Source organism: Streptomyces xingningensis (assembly GCF_054957865.1).
In genome coordinates this window covers 158287-180179 of the sequence record NZ_JBDJPF010000004.1, presented here as the reverse complement: position 1 = coordinate 180179, position 21893 = coordinate 158287, and the positions used below count along the sequence as shown (strand labels likewise).

General features: G+C 69.8%; 28 protein-coding genes. 13 read left to right on the top strand and 15 right to left on the bottom strand.

The window, feature by feature from the left end:
• Positions 1 to 10 precede the first annotated feature (10 nt).
• Positions 11 to 1708 (top strand): phenylacetic acid degradation protein PaaN, encoded by a 1698-nt coding sequence (paaN, locus tag ABCR83_RS04020; protein ID WP_462693359.1) that lies wholly within the window; start codon positions 11 to 13, stop codon positions 1706 to 1708.
• 63 nt (positions 1709 to 1771) lie between these two features.
• Here the strand turns inward: paaN and ABCR83_RS04015 are convergent, their stop codons facing one another.
• The 7 genes from ABCR83_RS04015 to ABCR83_RS03985 form a co-directional block, all read right to left on the bottom strand.
• Positions 1772 to 2158, bottom strand: coding sequence for a PIN domain-containing protein (locus tag ABCR83_RS04015; protein WP_462693358.1), 387 nt, complete (start codon positions 2156 to 2158; stop codon positions 1772 to 1774).
• Positions 2155 to 2421: a hypothetical protein gene (locus tag ABCR83_RS04010; RefSeq protein ID WP_462693357.1), complete on the bottom strand. Its 267-nt coding sequence runs from the start codon at positions 2419 to 2421 to the stop codon at positions 2155 to 2157. Before ABCR83_RS04010 ends, ABCR83_RS04015 begins: the two co-directional genes overlap by 4 nt.
• Before the next feature lie 40 nt (positions 2422 to 2461).
• Positions 2462 to 3229, bottom strand: a complete 768-nt coding sequence (locus ABCR83_RS04005) for a TrmH family RNA methyltransferase (protein WP_462693356.1) — start codon at positions 3227 to 3229, stop codon at positions 2462 to 2464.
• A 41-nt stretch (positions 3230 to 3270) separates the two neighbouring features.
• On the bottom strand, positions 3271 to 3678 hold the full coding sequence (locus tag ABCR83_RS04000) for a hypothetical protein (protein ID WP_462693355.1): 408 nt from the start codon (positions 3676 to 3678) through the stop codon (positions 3271 to 3273).
• A gap of 182 nt (positions 3679 to 3860) precedes the next feature.
• Positions 3861 to 4100 (bottom strand): hypothetical protein, encoded by a 240-nt coding sequence (locus tag ABCR83_RS03995; protein WP_462693354.1) that lies wholly within the window; start codon positions 4098 to 4100, stop codon positions 3861 to 3863.
• Positions 4097 to 4588 carry a hypothetical protein gene (locus ABCR83_RS03990; RefSeq protein ID WP_462693353.1) on the bottom strand — a complete coding sequence of 164 codons (492 nt, stop codon included), beginning with the start codon at positions 4586 to 4588 and terminating at the stop codon, positions 4097 to 4099. Before ABCR83_RS03990 ends, ABCR83_RS03995 begins: the two co-directional genes overlap by 4 nt.
• A 93-nt stretch (positions 4589 to 4681) precedes the next feature.
• The gene (locus tag ABCR83_RS03985; protein ID WP_462693352.1) at positions 4682 to 5884 is read right to left on the bottom strand and encodes a helix-turn-helix domain-containing protein; all 1203 of its coding nucleotides are present in this window, start codon (positions 5882 to 5884) and stop codon (positions 4682 to 4684) included.
• Positions 5885 to 6043: 159 nt separating this feature from the next.
• On the opposite strand from ABCR83_RS03985, the gene ABCR83_RS03980 reads away from it, so the two are divergent.
• Positions 6044 to 6298, top strand: a complete 255-nt coding sequence (locus ABCR83_RS03980; protein WP_462693351.1) for a hypothetical protein — start codon at positions 6044 to 6046, stop codon at positions 6296 to 6298.
• Complete coding sequence (locus ABCR83_RS03975) at positions 6295 to 6669, top strand: PIN domain-containing protein (protein ID WP_462693350.1); 375 nt, start codon at positions 6295 to 6297, stop codon at positions 6667 to 6669. Before ABCR83_RS03980 ends, ABCR83_RS03975 begins: the two co-directional genes overlap by 4 nt.
• A gap of 232 nt (positions 6670 to 6901) precedes the next feature.
• Here ABCR83_RS03975 and ABCR83_RS03970 read toward each other — a convergent pair whose 3' ends face one another.
• Positions 6902 to 7144, bottom strand: a complete 243-nt coding sequence (locus tag ABCR83_RS03970) for a hypothetical protein (RefSeq protein WP_462693349.1) — start codon at positions 7142 to 7144, stop codon at positions 6902 to 6904.
• A gap of 215 nt (positions 7145 to 7359) precedes the next feature.
• Here ABCR83_RS03970 and ABCR83_RS03965 point away from each other — a divergent pair, with 215 nt between their 5' ends.
• Together ABCR83_RS03965 and ABCR83_RS03960 are read left to right on the top strand one after the other, a co-directional pair.
• Positions 7360 to 8601 (top strand): XRE family transcriptional regulator, encoded by a 1242-nt coding sequence (locus ABCR83_RS03965; protein ID WP_462693348.1) that lies wholly within the window; start codon positions 7360 to 7362, stop codon positions 8599 to 8601.
• Positions 8602 to 8614: 13 nt separating this feature from the next.
• Positions 8615 to 9154: a GNAT family N-acetyltransferase gene (locus tag ABCR83_RS03960; protein WP_462693347.1), complete on the top strand. Its 540-nt coding sequence runs from the start codon at positions 8615 to 8617 to the stop codon at positions 9152 to 9154.
• A gap of 87 nt (positions 9155 to 9241) precedes the next feature.
• Here ABCR83_RS03960 and ABCR83_RS03955 read toward each other — a convergent pair whose 3' ends face one another.
• From ABCR83_RS03955 to ABCR83_RS03940, 4 genes are all read right to left on the bottom strand, one after another.
• On the bottom strand, positions 9242 to 10567 hold the full coding sequence (locus ABCR83_RS03955; protein ID WP_462693346.1) for an amidohydrolase family protein: 1326 nt from the start codon (positions 10565 to 10567) through the stop codon (positions 9242 to 9244).
• A 72-nt stretch (positions 10568 to 10639) separates the two neighbouring features.
• A complete protein-coding gene (locus ABCR83_RS03950; protein WP_462693345.1) occupies positions 10640 to 11281 on the bottom strand; it encodes a TetR/AcrR family transcriptional regulator in 642 nt (213 codons plus the stop codon).
• Positions 11282 to 11369: 88 nt separating this feature from the next.
• A complete protein-coding gene (locus ABCR83_RS03945; RefSeq protein WP_462693344.1) occupies positions 11370 to 12566 on the bottom strand; it encodes an HTTM domain-containing protein in 1197 nt (398 codons plus the stop codon).
• On the bottom strand, positions 12563 to 13243 hold the full coding sequence (locus ABCR83_RS03940) for a DUF5819 family protein (RefSeq protein ID WP_462693343.1): 681 nt from the start codon (positions 13241 to 13243) through the stop codon (positions 12563 to 12565). Before ABCR83_RS03940 ends, ABCR83_RS03945 begins: the two co-directional genes overlap by 4 nt.
• 159 nt (positions 13244 to 13402) lie before the next feature.
• On the opposite strand from ABCR83_RS03940, the gene paaA reads away from it, so the two are divergent.
• From paaA to ABCR83_RS03910, 6 genes are read left to right on the top strand one after another with little or no spacing between them, the layout of a single operon-like run.
• Positions 13403 to 14383: a 1,2-phenylacetyl-CoA epoxidase subunit PaaA gene (gene paaA, locus ABCR83_RS03935; RefSeq protein ID WP_462693342.1), complete on the top strand. Its 981-nt coding sequence runs from the start codon at positions 13403 to 13405 to the stop codon at positions 14381 to 14383.
• Positions 14380 to 14667, top strand: coding sequence for a 1,2-phenylacetyl-CoA epoxidase subunit PaaB (gene paaB / locus ABCR83_RS03930; RefSeq protein ID WP_336410259.1), 288 nt, complete (start codon positions 14380 to 14382; stop codon positions 14665 to 14667). The genes paaA and paaB overlap by 4 nt, the downstream gene beginning before the upstream one ends.
• A complete protein-coding gene (gene paaC / locus ABCR83_RS03925; RefSeq protein ID WP_462693341.1) occupies positions 14664 to 15389 on the top strand; it encodes a 1,2-phenylacetyl-CoA epoxidase subunit PaaC in 726 nt (241 codons plus the stop codon). The genes paaB and paaC overlap by 4 nt, the downstream gene beginning before the upstream one ends.
• On the top strand, positions 15383 to 15880 hold the full coding sequence (paaD, locus tag ABCR83_RS03920; RefSeq protein WP_462693340.1) for a 1,2-phenylacetyl-CoA epoxidase subunit PaaD: 498 nt from the start codon (positions 15383 to 15385) through the stop codon (positions 15878 to 15880). The genes paaC and paaD overlap by 7 nt, the downstream gene beginning before the upstream one ends.
• Positions 15880 to 16974 (top strand): 2Fe-2S iron-sulfur cluster-binding protein, encoded by a 1095-nt coding sequence (locus ABCR83_RS03915; protein WP_462693339.1) that lies wholly within the window; start codon positions 15880 to 15882, stop codon positions 16972 to 16974. Before paaD ends, ABCR83_RS03915 begins: the two co-directional genes overlap by 1 nt.
• Before the next feature lie 45 nt (positions 16975 to 17019).
• A complete protein-coding gene (locus tag ABCR83_RS03910; protein ID WP_462693338.1) occupies positions 17020 to 18147 on the top strand; it encodes an acyl-CoA dehydrogenase family protein in 1128 nt (375 codons plus the stop codon).
• 52 nt (positions 18148 to 18199) lie between these two features.
• Here the strand turns inward: ABCR83_RS03910 and ABCR83_RS03905 are convergent, their stop codons facing one another.
• Together ABCR83_RS03905 and ABCR83_RS03900 are read right to left on the bottom strand one after the other, a co-directional pair.
• Complete coding sequence (locus tag ABCR83_RS03905; RefSeq protein WP_462693337.1) at positions 18200 to 18547, bottom strand: rhodanese-like domain-containing protein; 348 nt, start codon at positions 18545 to 18547, stop codon at positions 18200 to 18202.
• Positions 18548 to 18557: 10 nt separating this feature from the next.
• Positions 18558 to 19346, bottom strand: a complete 789-nt coding sequence (locus ABCR83_RS03900; protein ID WP_462693371.1) for a hypothetical protein — start codon at positions 19344 to 19346, stop codon at positions 18558 to 18560.
• A 94-nt stretch (positions 19347 to 19440) separates the two neighbouring features.
• Between ABCR83_RS03900 and ABCR83_RS03895 the strand changes: the two genes are divergently transcribed.
• Positions 19441 to 19884: a MarR family winged helix-turn-helix transcriptional regulator gene (locus ABCR83_RS03895; protein WP_462693336.1), complete on the top strand. Its 444-nt coding sequence runs from the start codon at positions 19441 to 19443 to the stop codon at positions 19882 to 19884.
• Positions 19885 to 20122: 238 nt separating this feature from the next.
• Here ABCR83_RS03895 and ABCR83_RS03890 read toward each other — a convergent pair whose 3' ends face one another.
• The gene (locus tag ABCR83_RS03890) at positions 20123 to 20971 is read right to left on the bottom strand and encodes a helix-turn-helix transcriptional regulator (RefSeq protein ID WP_462693335.1); all 849 of its coding nucleotides are present in this window, start codon (positions 20969 to 20971) and stop codon (positions 20123 to 20125) included.
• A 139-nt stretch (positions 20972 to 21110) separates the two neighbouring features.
• On the opposite strand from ABCR83_RS03890, the gene ABCR83_RS03885 reads away from it, so the two are divergent.
• Positions 21111 to 21890 carry an NAD(P)H-dependent oxidoreductase gene (locus ABCR83_RS03885; RefSeq protein ID WP_462693334.1) on the top strand — a complete coding sequence of 260 codons (780 nt, stop codon included), beginning with the start codon at positions 21111 to 21113 and terminating at the stop codon, positions 21888 to 21890.
• The last annotated feature ends 3 nt before the right edge of the window (positions 21891 to 21893 follow it).

The following is a 21893-nucleotide window of genomic DNA, read 5'->3' as shown; positions in this document are numbered from 1 at the left end:
TTGGTCACCCGTGACTGCCGGACTCACCATCGGCCAGCTGGCCGAGAAGCACACCGCCACCCTCGACAAGGCCCTCGAGACCATCCGCACCCGGGCCTACTGGTCTCCGTACCCCGAGCACCCCAAGGCGTACCAAACCACCCCCGGCGCCCTGAACGCGGACGACGGCCGGGCCGCCTTCGAGGCCCTGCGCGACGGCCGCTTCGCACTGGACCAGCCGGGCACCGACGGCTGGACGGGCTCCGAAGTCTCCCCGTACGGACCCCGGTTGGGCATCGAGTACCCGCACCCCGACCTCGAGGTCCTGCTCCCGGCCATGCGTACTGCCATGCGTTCCTGGCGTGAGGTTGGTCACCGGGCGCGGGCCCTGGTCTGTCTGGAGATCCTCGCCCGCGTCAACGCCCGGACCCATGAGCTGGCGCACGCGGTGATGCACACCAGCGGCCAGGCGTTCATGATGGCGTTCCAGGCGGGCGGCCCGCACGCCCAGGACCGGGGCCTGGAGGCGGTGGCCTACGCCCACGCCGAGCAGTCGGCCGTCGAGCGCTCCGCCGCATCCTGGTCCAAGCCCCAGGGCAAGCGCGAACCGCTGGAACTGGCCAAGGACTTCACCGCGGTCCCCCGCGGCATCTCCCTCCTCATCGGCTGCAACACCTTCCCCACCTGGAACGGCTACCCGGGCCTGTTCGCCTCCCTCGCCACCGGCAACGCCGTCCTGGTCAAGCCGCACCCCCGGGCCGTGCTGCCGCTCGCCCTCACCGTGCGCATCGCCCGCCAGGTGCTGGCCGAGGCCGGATTCTCCCCCGACCTGGTCGCCCTCGCCGCCGAACGCGACGGCGAAGGCATCGCCAAGACCCTGGCCGTCCGCCCCGAAATCCGCATCATCGACTACACCGGCTCCACCGCCTTCGGCGACTGGCTGGAGGCCAACGCCCGCCAGGCGCAGGTCTACACGGAGAAGGCCGGCGTCAACACGGTCGTCATCGACTCCACCGGCGACTACCGGGGCATGCTGGGCAACCTCGCCTTCTCGCTCTCCCTCTACAGCGGCCAGATGTGCACCACCCCGCAGAACCTGCTGATCCCGCGCGACGGCATCGACACCGACGCCGGGCACAAGTCCTATGACGAGGTGGTCGCCGACCTCGCCACCGCCGTCGGCAAGCTGCTGGGCGACGACGCCCGGGCCAACGCCCTGCTGGGCGCCATCGTCAACCCCGGTGTGCGCGAGCGCCTCGAGGCCGCCCCCCGGCTCGGCGAGGTCGCGCTGCCCTCCCGCACCGTGACCAACCCCGACTTCCCGGACGCCCTCGTCCGCACCCCCGTGATCGTCAAACTGGACGGCGCCAAGCCGGACGCCGAGGCCGCGTACCTCTCCGAGTGCTTCGGCCCGGTGTCCTTCGCCGTGGCGGTCGACTCCACCGCCGCGGCAGTGGAACTGCTGCGCCGCACGGTGCGCGAGAAGGGCGCGATGACGGTGGGCGCCTACACCACCTCGCCCGACGCCGAGCGCCTGATCGAAGAGGCCTGCCTGGAGGAGTGCGCCCAGCTCTCCCTCAACCTCACCGGCGGCGTCTATGTCAACCAGACCGCCGCCTTCTCCGACTACCACGGCTCGGGCGGCAACCCGGCCGCCAACGCGGCCCTGTGCGACAGCGCGTTCGTCGCCAACCGCTTCCGGACGGTGGAGGTGCGCAGGCCCGCGTAGCGGGCTTCGCATGCGCGAGGCAGGGGCCCGGCACCCGCCGCCCCTGCCGACCCCCGCAACCGGTCAGCGATCGAGGTCGAGGAAAGGCACCCCAAGCCCCGCGTACGCCTTCGTCTCGACCGTGGCGACCAGCGCGTCCGCGCCCCACTCGGGGAGATGACGTACTGCGTGGACGGCACCGGCGATCCCCGGCGGGACGCCATCCCTGCGCAGTCGGGCGACCGTCAGCAACGCCGGGTAGTCGAGATCAACGGTGTGGATGACGCTGAGCTGACCGATGTGCTCGGCGATTCCCGGATACCCCTGATCTGCTTCGAGGAGAGAGAGAACCGGTACCCACAGCCGGACGTCGGGCTCGAAGTGTGCGCGGTGGATCAGCGCTGAGACTTGACGGTTTCCGGACAACGCCAGCAGCGCAGGCGTGTCGAGAACGAGGTGGTGCTGGATCACGCGGCAACGTCCGGCTGCTGTTGCGAGAAGGCCTCACGGAGTGTGCGCCCCATCGCGATGCTCTCCTCGTCCGTCACCTCGAAGCCAAAGTGCTCGGCAAGATAGGCGCGGGTCCGGTCGGCACGCTCACGACGCTCCTCGTTGGTGAGTGTGGTCTCGGCGAACTCCTGGACAAGGGAACGGATCGAGGTCGCGCGCGACTCGGCGATGACCGCGAGACGATCACGTACCTCAGCGGAAACTCTGATCATGGCATCGGACATGTACGCAGTATACGTCGATGTATACACCGGGGGGGTGGCTTCAGAAACCTTCGGCCGGTTCCGGCCCACCCCAGTGGAACAACGTCATCGCCACACTCGTGGCGAGGTTGTAGCTGGACACCTGCGGCCGCATCGGCAGCGCCACCAGCCGGTCCGCCCGTGCCCTCAACTCGGCTGAAATCCCATGCCGTTCGGACCCGAACGCAAGCAGCGCATCATCGGGAATCTCCATCGACCGGATGTCCTCCCCCTCCGGATCCAGCGCGAACAGCGGCCCGCCCGGCAGCTCGTCCGGCGACAGCCGCTCCACCGCCGTGGCGAAGTGCAGCCCCGCCCCGGCCCGTACCGCATTCGAATGCCAAGGATCGATGTCTCCCGTGGTGACCACCCCGGTGGCCCCGAACCCGGCCGCCAGCCGGACCACGGCCCCGATGTTCCCGAGGTTCCGCGGATTGTCCAGCACAACGACCGGCGCCTGCCGGCCGGACCGTGCCAGCACCTCGAGATTCGCCCGCCGCTCCCGCCGAACCGCCAGCGCCGCGACCCCCGTCGGATGCACCCGGGGCACCAACTCCCGCAGCGTCCGCGCATCCACCTCCACCAACAGGCCGTCCAGGGTCCCTGTCAGATCCCCCGCCAGCTCCCCCGCCAGCCCCAGCACCGCCGCCTTGTCACTGGTGACGGCAGGCCCCACCTCCGCGCCGAAGCGCAGCGCATGCTTCAGCGCATGAAAGCCGTCGAGCAGCACGGCGCCGGGGGCGAGCTCGCCCCACTGCCGCACAACGGTGCTGGTCAGGTCCTCGGTCATGAGGCCAGGGTACGGGGGAAGAAGGTCAACATCTCGCTCCGCTAACAGACCCTGCTGCGCCGAAGGCTGGGATACGTAACCGGGACGCCGGTCGCGGCCGTGAGCACGGCCTCCCGGTTACGGAAATCCGCCTTGAGCAGCTCGAAGTTGGCCACATCCAGACCGACCGTCCGCGGACTGTGCACAAGGATCACATCCGTCGCACCATCGACGAGCCCGACCATGACGTCCTGCCAGCCCTTCCGTTCCTCCAACGGCAGCTCCGGCGTGACCTCGACCACGGTCCGCGTCACCTTCCAGGCGCGGACCCTGGCGTGAGCGGCGGCATACTCGGCCTGCCGCCGCAGCTCGTCTCCGGTACCACCGGAGACATACACGGCAGTCAGCGGCGGACCGTGCTTGCAGGCGCGCCCGTCCCGGTAGCAACAGCCGTAAGACCGCATGGACATTCGCGTCAACTCCCTGCCCGGATCGACTCGGTCCCGGCAGTGTGCCCCTTTTCCGGCACGGCGGCAGGCGGTTCGCCTTGACAGCCGCCCGAGTTGGGGAGCCGACGTTCACCCCACCAAGGTGGGCGGCGCCATCTCCGGACCGATCACCCAGTCCGCGTACCGGATCACCGTGTGCGCTCTCAATTACCGTACCTCCGCCTGGCATTGGCGACCTGCACCTTGGCGCTCAGCCGCTCGGCGTCCGTCGCGGGCCGTACCTCGCCCGGGCGCACATCCCACTCCCGCCCACCCCGGGGCGGACGGAGCTGAAGGAACGGGCCCTCGTGACCCATCACCTCACCGACCTCGCCCCGGCTCAGGTCCACCACGAACGAGCCGGGCTCGGGCAGCTGTCGGGCGGTGCGATCGGTGGTGTTCACCGGTCCGCCTCCCCGAAGGGGGATTCGGCCGTGCCCTCAACCGGAGCCAGTCGCCTGGCGAACACAAATCCCTCGGCGGCTTCGATCTCTCGGACGGTTTCCCGGTACTCCTCCGCCATTGGCGAGATCATAGAGCGCCACGCGGTGACGATTGCGCCTGCATCACCGGACTTGATGTGCGCGATGGCCGCCGTCAGCCCAGCGCGCTCACGCGGTGACCGTTGCCCCTCGTCTTCCTGGATCACCGACACGACATCCCAGCCGAATGCCGCAGCGGACACCTCGCATTCTTCGCGGAGTTGGGCGGTATATGCCACCGCGCAGCACAGGTAGATGACGCACCGGAACCGCTCCACCTTCGGCCTTCCGGATTCCGTGGCGGCCACACCGACAGCAGCATCAGCGATCGAACGCCTGCGCTGCCGCTCTCCCTCCGTCCGTCGTGAGTGCGCCTGTTCTCCGAGCTCGGCTTTCTGATTGCAGACCATGCGCATAGCGTGTTGTCCACATCACTCAACGTGAAGCGACGGAGCGTACGACTTGCCCAAGTTCCAGGGCCCGACTCATACGCTCCATACGACTCAGACGATCAAGGGCACGCCGATGATCTCGCTGATGTTGCGCACCTTCGCCGTGGACACTCGCGCGAGCCGTTTTCCGATCACCCCGGGCAGGGCCTGGTGCCTGACCCACCCCGGCGCGTCGAGCCCCACCTCGATCAAGGTGTTCGCTGCCTGGTCGTGCAGGCCCACCGAGCACTGGGCCAAGGCGATATCCAACTTGTAGCGGTTCCTGGCCACTTTGGACATGTAGTGGGGAATCCTAGTGTCCTTGGCGAGCGTGAGCGCCCGTCCGAAGTCTCCCAGCGCCACCGCGATTCCGACGGCTTCCGTCCTGGCGGCAGTCGGCCCGAAGTGGGTGCCATACAGCGCCTCGTCCTGGCCGAGACGCGCAGCCGCAGCATGGGCCTGTGAAATGTAGTCGTCGGCGGCCGCCGCGTCCTCCCGCCGTGAGGCCGCAACCGCAGCCGAGATCATCAGCCGCCCATAGGCCAGCAAATGCGTCCGCGACGCCTTGCTGAATCGCGGCTCGATCTGAACTGCTGCCCTTTCCGCGACGGCGACCGCGCGCGGCGGCTTGGCGCCCCGGAGATAGACCCACGACAGGGTGGATTCGAGAAGCGCCTGCATCACCGGGTCGTCCGCTTCCCTGGCCAGGGCCTTCGCGGAGGTAAGCGCGCTGAGGGCGAGATCCCGCTGTCCGAAGCCATTCGCACACGATGCAGCCACGCGATACGTACTGGCCAAAACCAGCGCGAGTTGCTCGCGCTCATAGCCGGTAGCGCCCTCGTACCGTACTTGCCCCTCCATAAGGACCTTGGCGGCAAGGCGGCTTACTGCCGGGGTGTCACTTCGCCAGTAGGCCGTCCAAGCGAGATCCCGGGCCTTGCTCAGCTCCGCGAGTGTGCTCGGATCCTCCACGCCATCCCACTCACCGAGCGCGCTTTCGTGCACGGCATCGGAGAGTTGCCGCAGTGCGGCCCGGTCCTCCCGGCCCATCCCCTGCCGTGGTGCCTGCTGCCCCAGGATCACGGAAACGTCTGTGCGGAGCGCGGAGGCGAACTTGAGCAGGGAACCGACACTCAGCTCCCCCTTGTCCTGCTCTGCCTTCTGCACCAGGGCGAGCGAGACATTCGCGGCATCGGCCAGACCCTGCTGTGTCATGTCAGAGCCCCGCAAGTGCTTGATCCGCTTGCCTGTTGTCAGGTTGGCCCAGTTGCTCACGGTCACCTCGGGGGGTCGCTAGGGCTCGGTGGCGCCAATCCGATGGTACGGGCCGCCCAATCACAGGCAGGAGACCCGCACTTCAGCATCACGGACCGGATTCGCTCGCCCCTCCCAGACCGACCGACAGCAGGTTCTACCAACGGTAGAATGCAGGGCATGAGCAAACCGACAACCAGCATCAAGACCACCGAGGCCGTGCGCGACCGTCTGCGCACTCTCGCGCAGGAGCGCGGTACGTCCATCACAGACCTGCTGGAGGAACTCGCCGCAGGCCAACTCACGCAGGCCGAGCAGGAGAAGCGCGCCGCCGATGCCGCTCACGAGCTGGGGATCGAGTACACCGGAGAAGTACAGGAAGCCGGCCGGTCCGCCTGGGAGAAGATCCGCGCCCACCAGGGCGACGCCGCGTGAGTCTGACAGCTGTACTCGATCACACGGCTCTGACCGCCCTGTACAAGGCGGATCACTTCTTCACCGGCCTCTACATCGAAGCATCTCGCAGTGCCGGGCGCATCCTCGTCCCATCGCTGTCCGTCCTCGCGGCGGAACGTCGACTCCCCGGAGCGGGGATGCATGCCGCGTCGCTGCGTTTCGCCGAACAGGTGCCGTTTACATCAGTTCACGCCGTGGATGCCATGGCGTGGTCAGGCGTCGAATGGCCGGTGGCACACTCGGCGGCGATTGCCTGGCAGGCCGCCAAGGCAGGCGAGGCCGTCACCGTCCTGTCGCTGGCTCCCGAGTTGTACGCGGGCACCGGCATCACACCACTGAATCCTCAGTAGCAACATCCGTACGAACGCCTGGACATCCGCGACAACTCCTTGTCCGGATGGTTCCGATCCCGGGAGTATGCTCGTCAACCCCGGTCGTCGGCCCACCACGGCGCGGCAGGCGCCTACCGGGCGCCGCGACGGCGGCGGCCCAGGGCCAGGGCGGTGGCAGTCGCGGCAAGCAGGGCGAGAGTGGCCATGGGTTCCGCGCTGCCCTGCCTGATGCGATCGCCGTACAGAGGACTCAGGCATCCCTCATGCGGCTACGGGCGTCGATCGCCCGCTCCAACTGAATGGAGAGAACCTGCATTTGATCGGGGTTGAGCACCAGGATCGTGTTGACAGCAGTGCCGTCGCGGAAACCCACTTCGACGGGAAGTGCGGCTTGCTGGGCACGGTGGTCATCTGTGACGTCACGTTTGAGTGGGGTGACCTGGCTGATGAACGCGGGTGCACAGGCCTGGGCAGGTACGGGAGTGGTGGTCATTACCCGCCTCTCTGGTCGATTCCGGAGTGTTCAGGCCGCTGAGCTCATCGCCGCCCCTGACGACCCGCTGCACTGTGTGGAGGTCTACGAATAGGAAACCGAGGCCACGGCGAGATGGCACCTGTCGGACCACTGGCTTCTGCACGCAGACCCCCTATCGGGTTGACCAGTCCTTTACTGAACCAAAGTTGGCATCCGGGTCTACGGTCTGTGCTGTGAGGAACACTCCGCGCACACGCAACCAGGCACTGATCCAGTGGATGGCCGAGCAGGAGCTGACTGCCGATGCCCTCGCAAGACTGCTCAACGCGCAGATCGGTGAGGTGACGAGCAAGTGGGGAACCCTGACAGAAGGCACCATCCGTAAGTGGCGCTCGGGCGAGATCCGTTGGCCCCGCGCCATCCAGCGTGTGGTCCTCGCTCAGGTCAGCGGCAAGAGCCCAACAGGCCTGGGATTCAAACACCCATCCGTCCCCGGTCCGGAGGACGAGGTTCCCGTGAACCGTCGACGCTTCGTCACCTCCACAACAGCTGCGGCTGTCCCTATGCTCGGCCCACGCCCGACTGTTGGCATGACCGACGTACGACGCCTGCAGGACGGGATCTGCGCTCTCACAGCACTTGACGATCAGAGCGGCGGTAACGAGGCGATGGGAACCGCCGCGCTGGCCGGTGCCCGCCACGCCCTGGACAAGCAGCAAGGTTCAGCGAGCGAACGAGTGCGCCGTCGCCTGTTCTCCGTAGCCGCCGATTACATGGCCATCGCCGCCTGGGCCAGCATTGACGCCCGGAACACGGAACAAGCCCAGCGCCACCTTGACCGGGCCATGACTCTCGCCGGGCTTGCTCAGGACAGTCAGAACCAGTTCCGTATCTGGGGATTCATGAGCATGCTCAGCCAGCAGCGTGGACAACTCAACCACGCTCTGGCAGCGGCCCAGGCCAGCCGAGCAACCGGCGCCGTCCGTCGCGACAACCTATTCGCCTCGCTCGCGCATGCCCGCACAGCACTGGTCCACGCCCACCTGGGCGATCGGCAAGCCGCCCTGCGCAGTCTCGGATACGCCGAAGACACTCTGACGAAAGCACCTGATCTGCCACGCCCCGTGTGGATCAGCTTCTACACTCGCGGCGAACTCGACGGCCTGACTGGTGCCACCGTGGCCCGTATCGGCAAAACCGAGCAGGCCGAGTTCCATCTGCATCGCTGCCTTACCTCCCTGCGAGCCGATCAGCACCGCAACCGAGCCCACTACACCGCACACATCGCCCTGGTACAGCTCAAGCAGGGCGACTTGAAGCATGCATGCGAGACCGCGACGACCGCCATCTCCATGCTCGCTGCCCACATTGGCCGCACCGCTCACTTACTTGACCAGGTCACCAACACCCTCAACGCGATCGCACCCGGCTCCCGCGCAGCCCGTCAGTGGGCAGACTGCGTCCACACCGCCTGAAGGGACATGCTTCTTGTTCGTCCGCCTTTCCCACCACGGCCACCGTGATGCCCCCGACCTCCGCGACCTCCTCGTAGACATCCAGCAGGAGTGCTACGCCACACCATCCGACAAGCCCGACAACTTCAGCTCGCGCCAACGCTTCGCCTGGTTCCTCGACCACTGGTCGGCCGACCCGGCATGGGACTGCGTCGTCGGCTACGACAGCGAGGAACCCGTTGGCTTCGCCTACGGTGCCCCGCTCGCCCCCGGATCCTCCTGGTGGGCCAAAATCCCCGGCCTCGCCTGGGACTTCACCCACGAGACCGGCACCCGCACCTTCGCCGTCTCCGAGCTCATGGTGCGCTCGCGCTGGCGAAAAACCGGCACGGCCGCCCGTCTCCACGACGAGCTGCTCGCGAGCCGTACCGAAACCCGCGCCACTATCCTCGTGGACAGTTCCCACCCCAAAGTCAAGACACTGTACGAGACTTGGGGCTATACCACCATCGGCGAAACAAAGCCCCTCACCGACGCCCCGCTCATGACCGCCATGGTCCGGCCCATCCGGTGACCTCGCATCGCCCCATCAGGAGCCGGGCATTCCTGTGCTCGAAAACCTGCCGTTCAAAGGTGATTCACGGAGGATTTTGGGCGCCGGTCACCGCGTTCCGGCCGTGGCCAGGCGGTCGCGCAGGGCGTCCAACCGCGCGTACAGGGAGGGGAGTTCGGCGCCGAGGAGGCGTCCGTGCTCCTTGACCACGCGGCCGGCCACGACGACGGTGGTGATGTCGCCGCGGTCGGCGGCCAGGACGACCGCAGCCACGGGATCGTGGACGGGGCGCATACCGGGCCGGTCGGTGGAGAGCACGATCAGGTCCGCCTGCTTTCCCACGGTGAGGGAGCCCGTGCGTCCCTCCAGCCCCAGGGCTCGGGCGCCCTCGATGGTGGCGAAGGACAGGATCTGTTCGGCGGTGACCATGACGGGATCGGTGCCGTCGCGGCGGGCGCGGGTGTGGGCGGCCTGGCGTACGGCCTGCAGGGCGGCACGCATCTGGGTGAACATGTCACTGGGCACGGTCACTTCGACGTCGCTGCTCAGGCTGGGGGCGAGTCCCGCGTCGAGGGCCTCGAGGAGCGGCGGATAGCCCTGGCCCATGAGCATCTCGGCGGCCGGCGCAATGGACAGCTGGCCGCCGCTGTCGCGGATGAGGGCGTACTGGGAGGCGTCCAGGTCGGTGGCGTGGATGTAGGTGGCGCGTTTGCCGTACGCGGCGAGCAGGCCGAGCCGGTTGAGCATGGTGAGCGGCGGTTCTTCGCTGAAGCGTCCGATGACGTGCAGGGCCACCGGCAGGTCGAGTTCGGCGGCCAGGTGCCAGTTGGCGAGGGTGCCCTCCTCACTGCGGGCGGTGGCCTCCAGCGCCATGGTCACCAGGGCCTGGTCGTCGGCGAGGACCGTGCGCAGCCGTATGGCGTCGAGGGAGAGTCTGTCGGGGGTGATGCGGTCGGTGTGCCGGGCGGCGAAGGAGTGGCTGTAGGCCAGGACGGTGCGCAGTCCGCCGGCGCGCAGCGCCTGGACGGCGGCGTCGGAGTGCTCGGGGGTGTCATGGATGTTGGCCAGGTCCTGGACGGTGGTCACGCCCGCGTCGAGGGCCGCGCAGGCGCTCAGGGTCTGGCCCAGGTGGACGTCTTCGGGGGTGAACTGGCCGGCGAGGGCGCCGGCGACGCGGGGGAAGTAGTCGCCCAGGGTCAGGTCGGCTCCCAGCCCGCGCAGCGCTGCCTGCCACATATGGCGGTGGGTGTCGATGAACCCGGGCAGGACGATCGCCCCGCCGGCGTCGATGATCCGGGCCCCGTCGGGGGCGTCGATGCGGGGGCGGATCTCGGTGATCACGCCGTCCTGGGCCAGGATGTCGGCCCGCCGGGTGCCCTGGGCCGGGTCCATGGTCAGCAGCAGGCCGTCGCGGATGAGCAGTGTCCGGGTCATGGTGTCAATTCCGTTCCGTATCTCCCCCCGAGTGATCAAGGTTTGCCCTGGTGGCGGTGGCCGCATCGGGCGTCAGGTGTCCGGGGAGGCGTCCCACAGGGATCTCATCAGGTCCCAGTCCGGGGACGGTCCGGGCAAGGCGGCCGCGGGGGCGGCGCGCAGGCCGTCGAGGACCATGCGCGCGTAGCGGCGCTGGAGTTGCAGGGCCTGCGGGTGGTCCATCGGGAGGGACGGGCTGAGGTGGTCCAGGAGCAGCAGCAGGTCCGCCCCCGTCATCTCGGCACGCAGGGCGCCTTCGGCCTTCGCCCGCCCGGCGAGGGCGTCGATCGCCTGGTGCATCTCCTCCCGGACCGCGTCAACGGCGGGGGTGACGGCCTGGCGCCTGCCCAGCACCGGCAGCATATGGCCGGCCCGCGCCTCCAGGCAGGCGGCCAGGAAGCGTTCCAGGGCGCGGGTGCCGTCCGGTTCTTCGGCCAGTGCCTGCCGCGCCTGCTCGGTGATGAAGGACATGCCTGCCAGCCGGACCGCGGTGACGAGATCGTTCTTGCTCGGGTAGAGCCGGTAGATCGCGCTCATCCCCATGCCCGCCCGGCGGGCGATCTCCGCCATCGACACGTCGTAACCCATGTCGGTAAAGGCGGCACCGGCCGCACTGATGATGCGTTCCTCGGACGATGTCCGGCCGCCTTGGCGCCTGCTTTCCCCAGTTGCCATGCCTCGACTCTAACAGAACGGAATATTCCGTTCCGGCTGGAGGCCGTGCGGGACGCGGTATGCGGGACGCGATGTGCGGGGCGGTCGCTCACCCCGCCCGGACAGGCCCCGGCGCCGGTTCCACCGGCTGTCCGCCGCGCGGGGCGGGAACGCCCCCGCGCACCCCGCGCACCCGCCCCACCCCAGCCCCCACCTTCCGCAGGAAGGAGGTCGGCAGGAACACCGCGTCGGCGGCCAGCATTGCCAGGGAGAAGAAGGGCAGCCCGAGAACTACCGCGATCCCCAGGTGCTCGGCCATCATCAGCACCAACAGCACGTTCTTCACCCGCCGGTTGATCAGGGTGAAGGGGAAGGCCACCTGCATGGCCACCGTCGCATAGCTGAGCACCAGCACCACCACCCCGCTCCCTGCCAGCGCATGCGACAAGGTGGGCCAGGGGCCGAAGTAGTCCAGGTGCAGGGGGTAGTAGAGCGCGGTGCCGTCCTGCCAGAGCGAGCCCTGGACCTTGTACCAGCCGGCCGTGGCATAGATCAGGCACACCTCGCCCATGATCACCAGCAGGGCCGCGTTGTGCAGCAGGTTGGCGAACATGCCAAGTACGGTGCGGGGTTCGCCGGGTGCGTACTGCTGGGCCAGCCACCAGGCACCATGCACCAGCCAGAGTCCCCACAGGGCCATCGACCAGCCGATGCCGGGCAGCGGGCCATGGTCCGTCCACTGCATGCGGGTATCGCCAAGGGCCTGGGCGAGGGCGAGGGACAGGGCGCTGAGCATCCACAGGACGGGGCCGGCGAGGGCACTGCCCGGCTGCCGTTCGGCCCGCCGGGCATCGAGGGACCAGACCTGGCCGCAGCGGGTCAACACCAGGTAGAGCGCCATGAGATGGATGACATTGTCGCCGCCGTCGCTGACGAAGACGCTGCGGTTCTGCAGGGACAGCACCGTGATCATGGAGAAGACGGATACCGCCCGGGTGTGCCAGCCCAGCATCAGCAGCAGGGCGAAGACGATGGCGAGGGTGTAGACCGTCTCGAACCACCAGTTGGCGTCGGTCCACATCAGGGCGGTGAAGGCGTGGTTGTCCGCGGTGAGTTGACGGGCCAGGGACCAGCTCCACGGCCCGTCGGGGCCATAGAGCTCATGGCGGTGGGGCCATTCGCGCAGCAGGAAGAACAGCCAGGTGAAGGAGAGGCCGATCCGGATCACGGCCGTCTGGTACGGGCCGAGGGAGGATTCGGTGGCGCGTGCGAGGCCATTGCCGAGCGGCTGGCGCAGGGTGGTCATCGGCTCACCCCCGCCAGATCCATACCGGTGACAGGCCACCAGGCCAGCTCCCGGTACACCGGCTCGCTCGGGGAGCGTTGATCGCTCCACGGGGGCGCTCCGATCGCCGAGGTGACCGTGCGCACCTGCAGTTGATCCACCTGCCCCCGTCCGGCGTCCAGCCGGGACAGGGCGATGCGGCGGAGGTAGGCCTCGGAGAGGCGGCCGCGCATTCCGGTGGGCTGTTCGCGCTCGTCGTGCGTGCCGGCGTAGAAGTCCCAGGCGCGGCGGAGCTCGTTCTGCCGGGTGTGGGAGGGCAGCGGGTTGTGCCGTATGGCGGCGCCGTCCTGGGCGGTGAGGTCGGTCCAGGGGGTGGCCGTGGTCCGGCCGTCGGGGCCGCGCAGCCGGAGGCGGGCCTGGACGGCGATGTTCTGCTGCAGGGGGTTGGGGGCGAAGAGCTTCCAGTTCTGCTCGAACTCCGGCAGGACGTACTCGCTGATGGCGGCGGCGTGCTGTCTGCTGACCGTGTTCGCGGGGGCCACATGCAGAAACACCATTGTCAGGTGCACCACGGTGGCCATCGCCACGACCAGCGCGCCGCAGACCACGACCAGCCGGGCCGGACCGGACAGCCCCGCCCAGCCCGGAGCTCCGCCGGCTGCTCCCGCCCGGTCGTGGTGGTCGTCGTCCGTCGCCATGTCCGCCCCGATTCCTGTGCGCCGCCCGGTCACCGACGCGACCGCATCCCGAACCGTACCGACGCCGTCACCGCTTGACACCTCCCGAGCGACCGCCCCACCATTGAACCGAACGATCGGTCGGTAGGCAGCTCCACCAGCAGAGAGCGAGACACTCGGATGACGACGACGCTGCCGGACGCGAGGACACCCCAAGCCGCATTCGATGCCGCAGTGGCAGCAGACGAGCGCATCGAGCCACGGGACTGGATGCCGGACGCCTATCGCGCCACCCTGGTGCGCCAGATAGCGCAGCACGCCCACTCCGAGATCATCGGGATGCAGCCCGAGGCCAACTGGATCACCCGGGCGCCCTCGCTGCGGCGCAAGGCGATCCTGATGGCCAAGGTGCAGGACGAGGCGGGCCACGGGCTCTACCTCTACAGCGCCGCCGAAACCCTGGGCGTCTCCCGCGATGAGCTGCTCGACAAGCTGCACTCCGGCCGCCAGCGCTATTCCTCGATCTTCAACTACCCCACGCTCACCTGGGCCGATGTCGGCGCCATCGGCTGGCTGGTGGACGGCGCGGCGATCACCAACCAGGTCCCGCTCTGCCGCTGTTCCTACGGGCCCTACGCCCGGGCCATGGTCCGGGTCTGCAAGGAGGAGTCCTTCCACCAGCGCCAGGGCTATGAGCTGTTGCTCGCCCTGAGCCGGGGCACCGAGGCCCAGCACGCCATGGCACAGGACGCGGTGGACCGCTGGTGGTGGCCGTCCCTGATGATGTTCGGCCCGCCGGACACGGAGTCCGCGCACTCCGCCCAGTCCACGGCCTGGAAGATCAAGCGGCACTCCAATGACGAGCTGCGTCAGCGCTTTGTGGACATCTGCGTGCCCCAGGCCGAATCGCTGGGACTGACCCTCCCCGACCCCGGGCTGCGCTGGGACGAGGAGCGCGGCCACCATGACTTCGGCCCCATCGACTGGGACGAGTTCAACGAGGTGCTGCGCGGCAACGGCCCGTGCAACGAGGAGCGTCTGGGCCGGCGCAGGCAGGCCCATGAGGACGGCGCCTGGGTACGCGAGGCGGCGAGCGCATACGCGGAGAAGCAGGGGCAGCAGGGGCAGCAGGGGCAGCACATGAAGGGGGCGACGGCATGACCGGCACCGACTGGCCACTGTGGGAGGTGTTCGTACGCAGCAGGCGCGGCCTGTCGCACACCCACGCGGGCAGCCTGCACGCGCCGGACGCGGAGATGGCCCTGCGCAACGCACGCGATCTCTACACCCGCCGCTCGGAGGGCGTCTCCATCTGGGTGGTGCCCTCGGCCGCGATCACCGCCTCCTCACCGGACGAGAAGGACCCGTTCTTCGAGCCCGCCGCCGACAAGCCGTACCGGCATCCGACCTTCTACGAGATCCCGGAAGGGGTGCGGCACCTATGAACCGCGCACCCATTCCCATGACGGCAGCGGCCCTGGCACTCGGCGACGACGCCCTGGTGCTCTCCCACCGGCTGGGGGAGTGGGCCGGGTACGCGCCGGTGCTGGAGGAGGAGGTCGCGCTGGCCAATATCGCGCTGGACCTGCTCGGCCAGGCCCGGGTTCTGCTGTCCCTGGCGGGCGACGAGGACGAGCTGGCCTACCTCCGCGAGGAGCGCGCCTTCCGCAATGTGCAGCTGGTCGAGCAGCCCAATGGCGACTTCGCCCACACCATCGCCCGGCAGCTGTACTTCTCCGCCTACCAACAGCTGCTCTACACCCAACTTGCCGCCGGGACCGGCCCGTTCGCACCGCTGGCCGCCAAGGCGGTCAAGGAGACCGCCTACCACCGGGACCACGCCGAGCACTGGACGCTGCGCCTGGGTGACGGCACCGAGGAGAGCCATCACCGCATGCAGCGCGCCCTGGACGCCCTGTGGCGGTACACGGGCGAGCTGTTCGAGCCGGTCGAAGGGGTGGACGCCGACTGGGAGCTGCTGGGCCGCGAGTGGCCGGCCCTGGTCGGCGCGACCGTCATGGACGCCGGCCTGACCATGCCCACCGGGCCCCGGGCCGGGGCGTGGACGGCGGGGGCCGGACGCCAGGGCATCCACACCGAGCCGTTCGGCCGACTGCTCGCCGAGATGCAGCACCTGCACCGCAGCCACCCGGGGGCGTCATGGTGACCACGCCCACCCCCCTCGAAGCGGAGCTCCAGGCCCTGGCCGGAGCGGTCCCCGACCCCGAGCTGCCCGTGCTCACCCTGGCCGAACTGGGCGTGCTGCGCAGCCTGCACCTCACCGGGCCGGGCCGGGCGGAGGTCGAGCTGACCCCCACCTACACCGGCTGCCCGGCGATCGAGGCGATGTCGGCGGACATCGAGCGGGTGCTGCACGAGCACGGCGTCCCGGAGGTCACGGTGCGCACGGTGCTCTCCCCGGCGTGGTCCACGGACGACATCTCCGCCGAAGGAAGGCGCAAACTGGCCGAGTTCGGGATCGCGCCGCCGCGCCCCGGAGGGCCGGGCGGCCCGGTGGCCGTATCACTCGCCATCCGCTGCCCCCACTGCGGTTCCACCGACACCACCCTGCTCAGCCGCTTCTCCTCCACCGCCTGCAAGGCCCTGCGCCGCTGTGAGGTGTGCCGCGAACCATTCGACCACTTCAAGGAGTTGTGATGACGGCTCGAGGAGTTCTGACGGCAGCGGCCCGCCATGGCGCCTTCCACGCTCTTCGGGTGACGGCCGTCGAACCGCTCACCGACGACTCGGTCACCGTGACCCTCGCCGTGCCCGAGGAGCTGCGCCCCGCCTTCCGGCACGCACCGGGCCAGCATCTGGCGCTGCGCAGATTTGTGGACGGCACCGAGATCCGCCGCACCTATTCCATCTGCGGCCCGGCGCCCGGACCGGACGGACCGGCCGCCCTGCGGGTGGGCGTACGGCTGGTTGACGGGGGCGCCTTCTCCACCTATGCGCTCAAGGAGCTGGCCGCCGGGGACACGGTGGAGGTGATGGCCCCCGCCGGACGCTTCGTACTCCGGCCGCGCCCGGGGCACTTCGCCGCCATCGTCGGCGGCAGCGGGATCACTCCGGTGCTGTGCATCATGACGACCCTGCTCACCCGCGAGCCGGACGCCCGCTTCACCCTGATCCGCAGCGACCGCACCAGCGCCTCCACGATGTTCCTGGACGAGGTCGCCGACCTCAAGGACCGCTTCCCGGACCGCTTCCAGCTGGTCCAGACCCTCTCCCGCGAGGAACGGCAGGCCGGGCCGGTGTCCGGGCGGCTGGACGAGCGGCGGCTGACCCGGCTGCTGCCCGCGCTGCTGCCGGTGGAGAGCGTGGCGGGCTGGTACCTCTGCGGCCCGTACGGCCTGGTCCAGGGCGCCGAACGGGCGCTGCACACCCTTGAGGTGCCCCGGGAGCGGATCCACCAGGAGATCTTCCATGTGGCGGCCGGCCCCACCGCCGAACGGACCGTTCCGTCCCCCGCCCACAGCACGGTGACCGCGCGCCTGGACGGACGCAGCGGCAACTGGCCGGTGCGGGACGGGGAATCGCTGCTGGAGACGGTGCTGCGCAACCGCCCCGACGCGCCCTACGCCTGCAAGGGCGGGGTGTGCGGGACCTGCCGGGCGTTCCTGGTGTCCGGCGAGGTGCGGATGGACCGCAACTTCGCGCTGGAGCAGGACGAGCTGGACGCGGGCTATGTGCTGGCCTGCCAGTCACATCCGGCCACCGAGTCGGTGGAGCTGGACTTCGACCGCTGAGCCCCCTACCTTACTGACGCTTCGTCAGATAGGAGGGGCCGGGCCATGGACTTCACCTTCACCGAGGAGCAGCAGGCCGCCGCCGAGGCGGCGCGGGCGGTCTTCGCCCCGGTCGCCCCCGATGGCGTGCCCAGCCCGGCCCTGGTCCCGGGCGCGGTCGCCGAGGACATCGACCGCGCGCTGTGGCAACGCCTCGCCGCCGCCGACCTGCTGGGCCTGCCGGTACCGGCCGAGCACGGCGGCTCCGGACTGGGGCCCATCGCCCTGTGCCTGGTGCTGCGCGAGGCCGGGCGGGTACTGGCCCGGGTCCCGCTGCTGGAGACCGGCGCGGCCGCCCTCGCCCTGCGGGCGGACGCCCGCCCCGGGACGGCCGCCCGGTTGCTGCCGCCCATCGGCCGCGGCGAGCTGGTGGTCACCGTGGCCGGCCACGGCCGCACCGGCCATGATTCGGCCGAACTGGCGGTCACCGCACATCCGTTGGGCGTGGACGAGTGGCTGCTGGACGGGGTGCAGACCGCCGTGCCCTGGGCCCACAACGCCGATCTGGTGCTGCTGCCCGCGCACACCCCCGAGGGCCACGCCCTGCTCGCGCTGGTCACCCGCGACCACCCCGGGCTCACCCTCGCCGACCAGGTCTCCACCCATGGCGAGCGGCTCGCCCGGCTGCGGCTGGACTCGGTGCACATCGACCGCGAGGAGGCCATCACCGCCGACGGCGCCTGGGAGCGGCTGCGCGAGCTGCTGGCCACCGGCACCTGTGCGCTGGCGCTCGGCCTGGGCACGGCGGTGTCCCGGATGACCGCCGAATACACCGGAAAACGCGAGCAGTTCGGCCACCCGCTGGCCACCTTCCAGGCCGTCGCCATGCAGGCGGCGGACCGCTATATCGACCTGCTGGCGATGGAGAGCACCCTCTGGCAGGCGGCCTGGCGGCTGGAGTCGGGGACCGCGGGGGAGCTGCCGGTCGCCGCGGATGTGGCGGTCGCCAAGGTGTGGGCCTCGGAGGGCGTGCGCCGCGTCGTCCAGACCGCGCAGCACCTGCACGGCGGCTTCGGCGCGGACACCGACTATCCCCTGCACCGCTACCACGCCTGGGCGAAGCAGCTCGAGCTGTCGCTCGGGCCGGCGGCGATGCACGAGGAGGCGCTGGGCACCCTGCTGGCCGGCCTCTGACCGGCCCTCGGCGCCAGTGCCGCGTCAGCCAAGGTTCGCCCCGTCGGCCGCGCTAGATCACCGCGCCCGGCGCACCGTCCGCGGCCACCACCGGACGGCCCGCGGCCTCCCAGGCCTGCATTCCGCCGTCGACATTCACCGCATCCAGCCCCTGCTGCACCAGATACGCCGTGACCTGTGCCGAGCGCCCACCGGACCGGCAGATGACATTGATCCGGCCGCCATCCGGCACCCGCTCCGTCAACTCCCCGAACCGCGCGGTGAATTCGCTCATCGGAAGGTGCAGCGCACCCTCCGCGTGTCCCGCCTGCCACTCGTCGTCCTCGCGCACGTCCAGCAGGAAGTCGGCGGCGGCCAGGGAGTCGACGCCCACCGCGGGAATTCCGGATCCAAATCTCATGCGTTCGACGCTACCCGACCAGCCCGGCCAGCCGGGCCTCGCGCTCGGCGATCTGGGCCAGCAGCCCCTGGGAGACCTCCTCCAGCAGGCCGTCCGGATCGTCCGGCGCCATCTTGATCATCGAGCCGATCGCGGACGACTCCAGTTCGGCGGCCAGTTCCGCCAGCAGTTCCTTGCGCCGGGCCAGCCACTCCAGCCGGGCGTACAGCTCCTCGCCGCGGCTCGGCCGCCGCTGCGCCGGCAGCGGCCCGGCCGCCCACTCCCCGGCCAGCTCGCGCAGCAGTGCCTCGTCCCCCGCGGCGTAGGCGGCATTGACCCGCACGATGAATGCCTCCCGCCGCTCCCGGTCCGCCTCGTCCGGCGCCAGGTCGGGATGCGCCTTGCGGACCAGCTCGCGGAAGGCCTTGCGGGCCTCGTCGCCGGGCCGCACCCGCTTGGGCGGCTGCACGGGCTGTTCGGTCAGCATCGCCGAGGCCTCGGGCGGCAGCCCGTCGGAGTCCAGCCAGTCGCCGAACAGCTCCTGCACGCCGGGCAGCGGCTGCACCAGCGCCCGCGCCTCCTGGGCCCGCCGCAGATCCTCGGCGTCGCCGGTGCGGGCCGCCACGGCCTCCGCGATCAGCGCGTCCAGCTCCTCGAGCCGCGCATACAGCGGCCCCAGCCGCTGATGGTGCAGCCGGGAGAAGTTCTCGACCTCCACCCGGAAGGTCTCGACCGCGATCTCGAACTCGATCAGTGCCTGCTCGGCCGCCCGCACGGCCTGTTCCAGCCGCTGGGTGCCCGGTTCGGCTTCCGGATTCATCACGCGCCCACCCTACGGCCCTTGCACACCCCAGAAGCTTGCATGTACAAGTAATATAACAGCAGTCACCAGAGGAGATCCACGGAGGAAACCCATGGGCACGCCGACCACCACCCGCACCGACGCACAGATGTGGAATCGCGTCCTCGCTCTCCACGCCCGCATCGAGGCCCGCCTGGCCACCGCCCTCCAGCGCCAGCACGGCCTGGGCCTGTCCGAGTACCGCGCCCTGGGCCACCTCGCCGAGGCCCCCGACAGCGAACTGCGGATGCAGGATCTGGCCGACCGGCTCGGCCTCAACCAGAGCTCTGTGACCCGCCTCGTCGCCCGCCTGCACGCGGCCGACTTCACCTACCGCGATGTCTGCCCGGACGACAAGCGCGGCGTCTACACCGTCATCAAGGAGACCGGCCGCACCCGCCACCAACAGGCCCGCGACACCTATGAGCACACCCTTGGCATGGCCCTGGACGAGGCCGCCGAAGCCGACCCCCGGATCGCCACCGCGATCGCCGCCCTCCGCACCGCCCTCGCCTGACGATCAGGAGAGATGGAACACAACGAAGAGCCCCTGCCCCGGGCCTCCCCGGGACAGGGGCCCGCGCGGAGTGAACCCTGGCTGACGCGGCACTGGGCAACCAGGGTGCCGATGAGGGCGGTCACCACGACGATGACGCCGATCCAGCCCAGAGTGGTGACGTCGGTGCCCGAACCCAGGAAGCGCGAACCGGACCAGGAGCCCAGGGCGTTGCCTGCGGTGGATGGGCGTCGCCGAGTTACTCACGGACCTGAGCCTCCATTGCGGGATGCGCGTCACCGTTGTCCGCGCCCAGGCCCGCGAGCAGGCGCAGCCCGTCCTCGGCGGGGCTGCCGGGGGCCGCGGACAGCACCAGCAGCTCCATGCCCGATTCGTCCGGCGGTGCGAAGTTTTCCTGGTGCAGTTCCAGCAGCCCGACCAGCGGGTGCCGGTACGCCTTGCGTCCATGTGTGCGGGCGCGCACGTCCGCGCGGGCCCAGAGGCGGCGGAAGCGCTCGCTGCCCATCGCCAGCTCGCCGATGAGCGAGGCCAGGCGGGGGTCCTCGGGGTATTTGCCGGCGGCCAGGCGCAGGTGCCCGACCACGTCGAGGGTGCATTTCTCCCAGTCCGCGTAAAGGCCGCGCTCGGCCTCCTCGAGGAAGATGTGCCGGGCGGTGTTCAGTCCCGGCATCGGCCGGCCGTAGAGGAGCCCGGCGAGGCGGTTCCCGGCGAGTACGTCCAGGCGGTGGTCAATGATCAGCGCGGGTGCGTCGGCGACCAGGTCGAGGACGCGCAGCAGCTCCGGCCGGACCCGCCCGCCCGGCGCCTTCGCGCGGCGGCGGCGCTGCCGGGCGAGCCGGTAGAGGTGCTCGAGTTCGGTCCCGTCGAGGCCGAGGACGCGGGCGAGCGCGTCGAGGACCTGCTCGGAGGGCTGGGTCGCGCGGCCCTGTTCCAGGCGCACGTAGTAGTCGACGCTCACGCCGGACAGGTGCGCGACCTCTTCGCGGCGCAGCCCTTCGACCCGGCGGCGGCTGTCGGTGGGGATGCCGGCGTCCGCCGGGTCCACCCGGGAGCGACGGGTGCGCAGAAAGCTCGCGAGATCATCCATACGCCCAAGTATGGCTTCGCCGGAGCTGGTGAAAGTAGCCCTGCCAATACCAGGAAGTCCCGTCCGACGGAAGCGGCGCCCCTGAACGCCGAGCGCCGCAGCGTCCAGGATCGAAAGCACCCGATCCGAAGGAGTTCCCATGAAGACGCTGATCGTCCACGCCCACCCGGAGCCGAAGTCGCTCAACAGCTCGCTGAAGGACCTCGCGGTGTCCACATTGGAGACTGCCGGGCACGAGGTACGGGTGAGCGATCTGTACGCGATGAACTGGAAGGCGGTCGTGGACGCCGCGGACTACGGCCCCCACGCCTCAAGCCCGCTGAAGGTCGCCCGGGACTCGGGCCGGGCCTTCAACGCCGGGACGCTCACCCCGGACGTCCTCGCCGAGCAGGAGAAGCTGCTGTGGGCCGACACGATCATCTTCCAGTTCCCGCTGTGGTGGTACACGATGCCCGCGATCCTCAAGGGCTGGGTGGACCGGGTGTTCACCTACCGCTTCGCGTACGGCGTCGGCGAGCACAGCGATACCAAGTACGGCGAGCGCTTCGGCGAAGGCACCCTCGCGGGCAAGCGGGCCCTGCTGTCGGTGACCGCCGGCGGCCCGGAGCCGCATTACGCCGCTCGCGGGATCAACGGCCCCATCGACGATCTGCTGTTCCCGATACACCACGGCATCCTCTACTACCCGGGCATCGAGGTGCTGCCGCCGTTCGTGCTGTACGGCGCCGACAAGCTCACCGGCGGCGACTTCGAGGACGCCGCGAAGGCGTGGCAGGAGCGGCTGCTGTCGCTGGAGACGACCGAGCCGATCGCGTTCCGGCGCCAGAACTTCGGTGACTACGAGATCCCGTCACTGCAGTTGAAGGAGGGCCTGGAAGTGCCGGGCCGCAAGGGTTTCGGCCTGCATGTGCGCGGTTAGCCG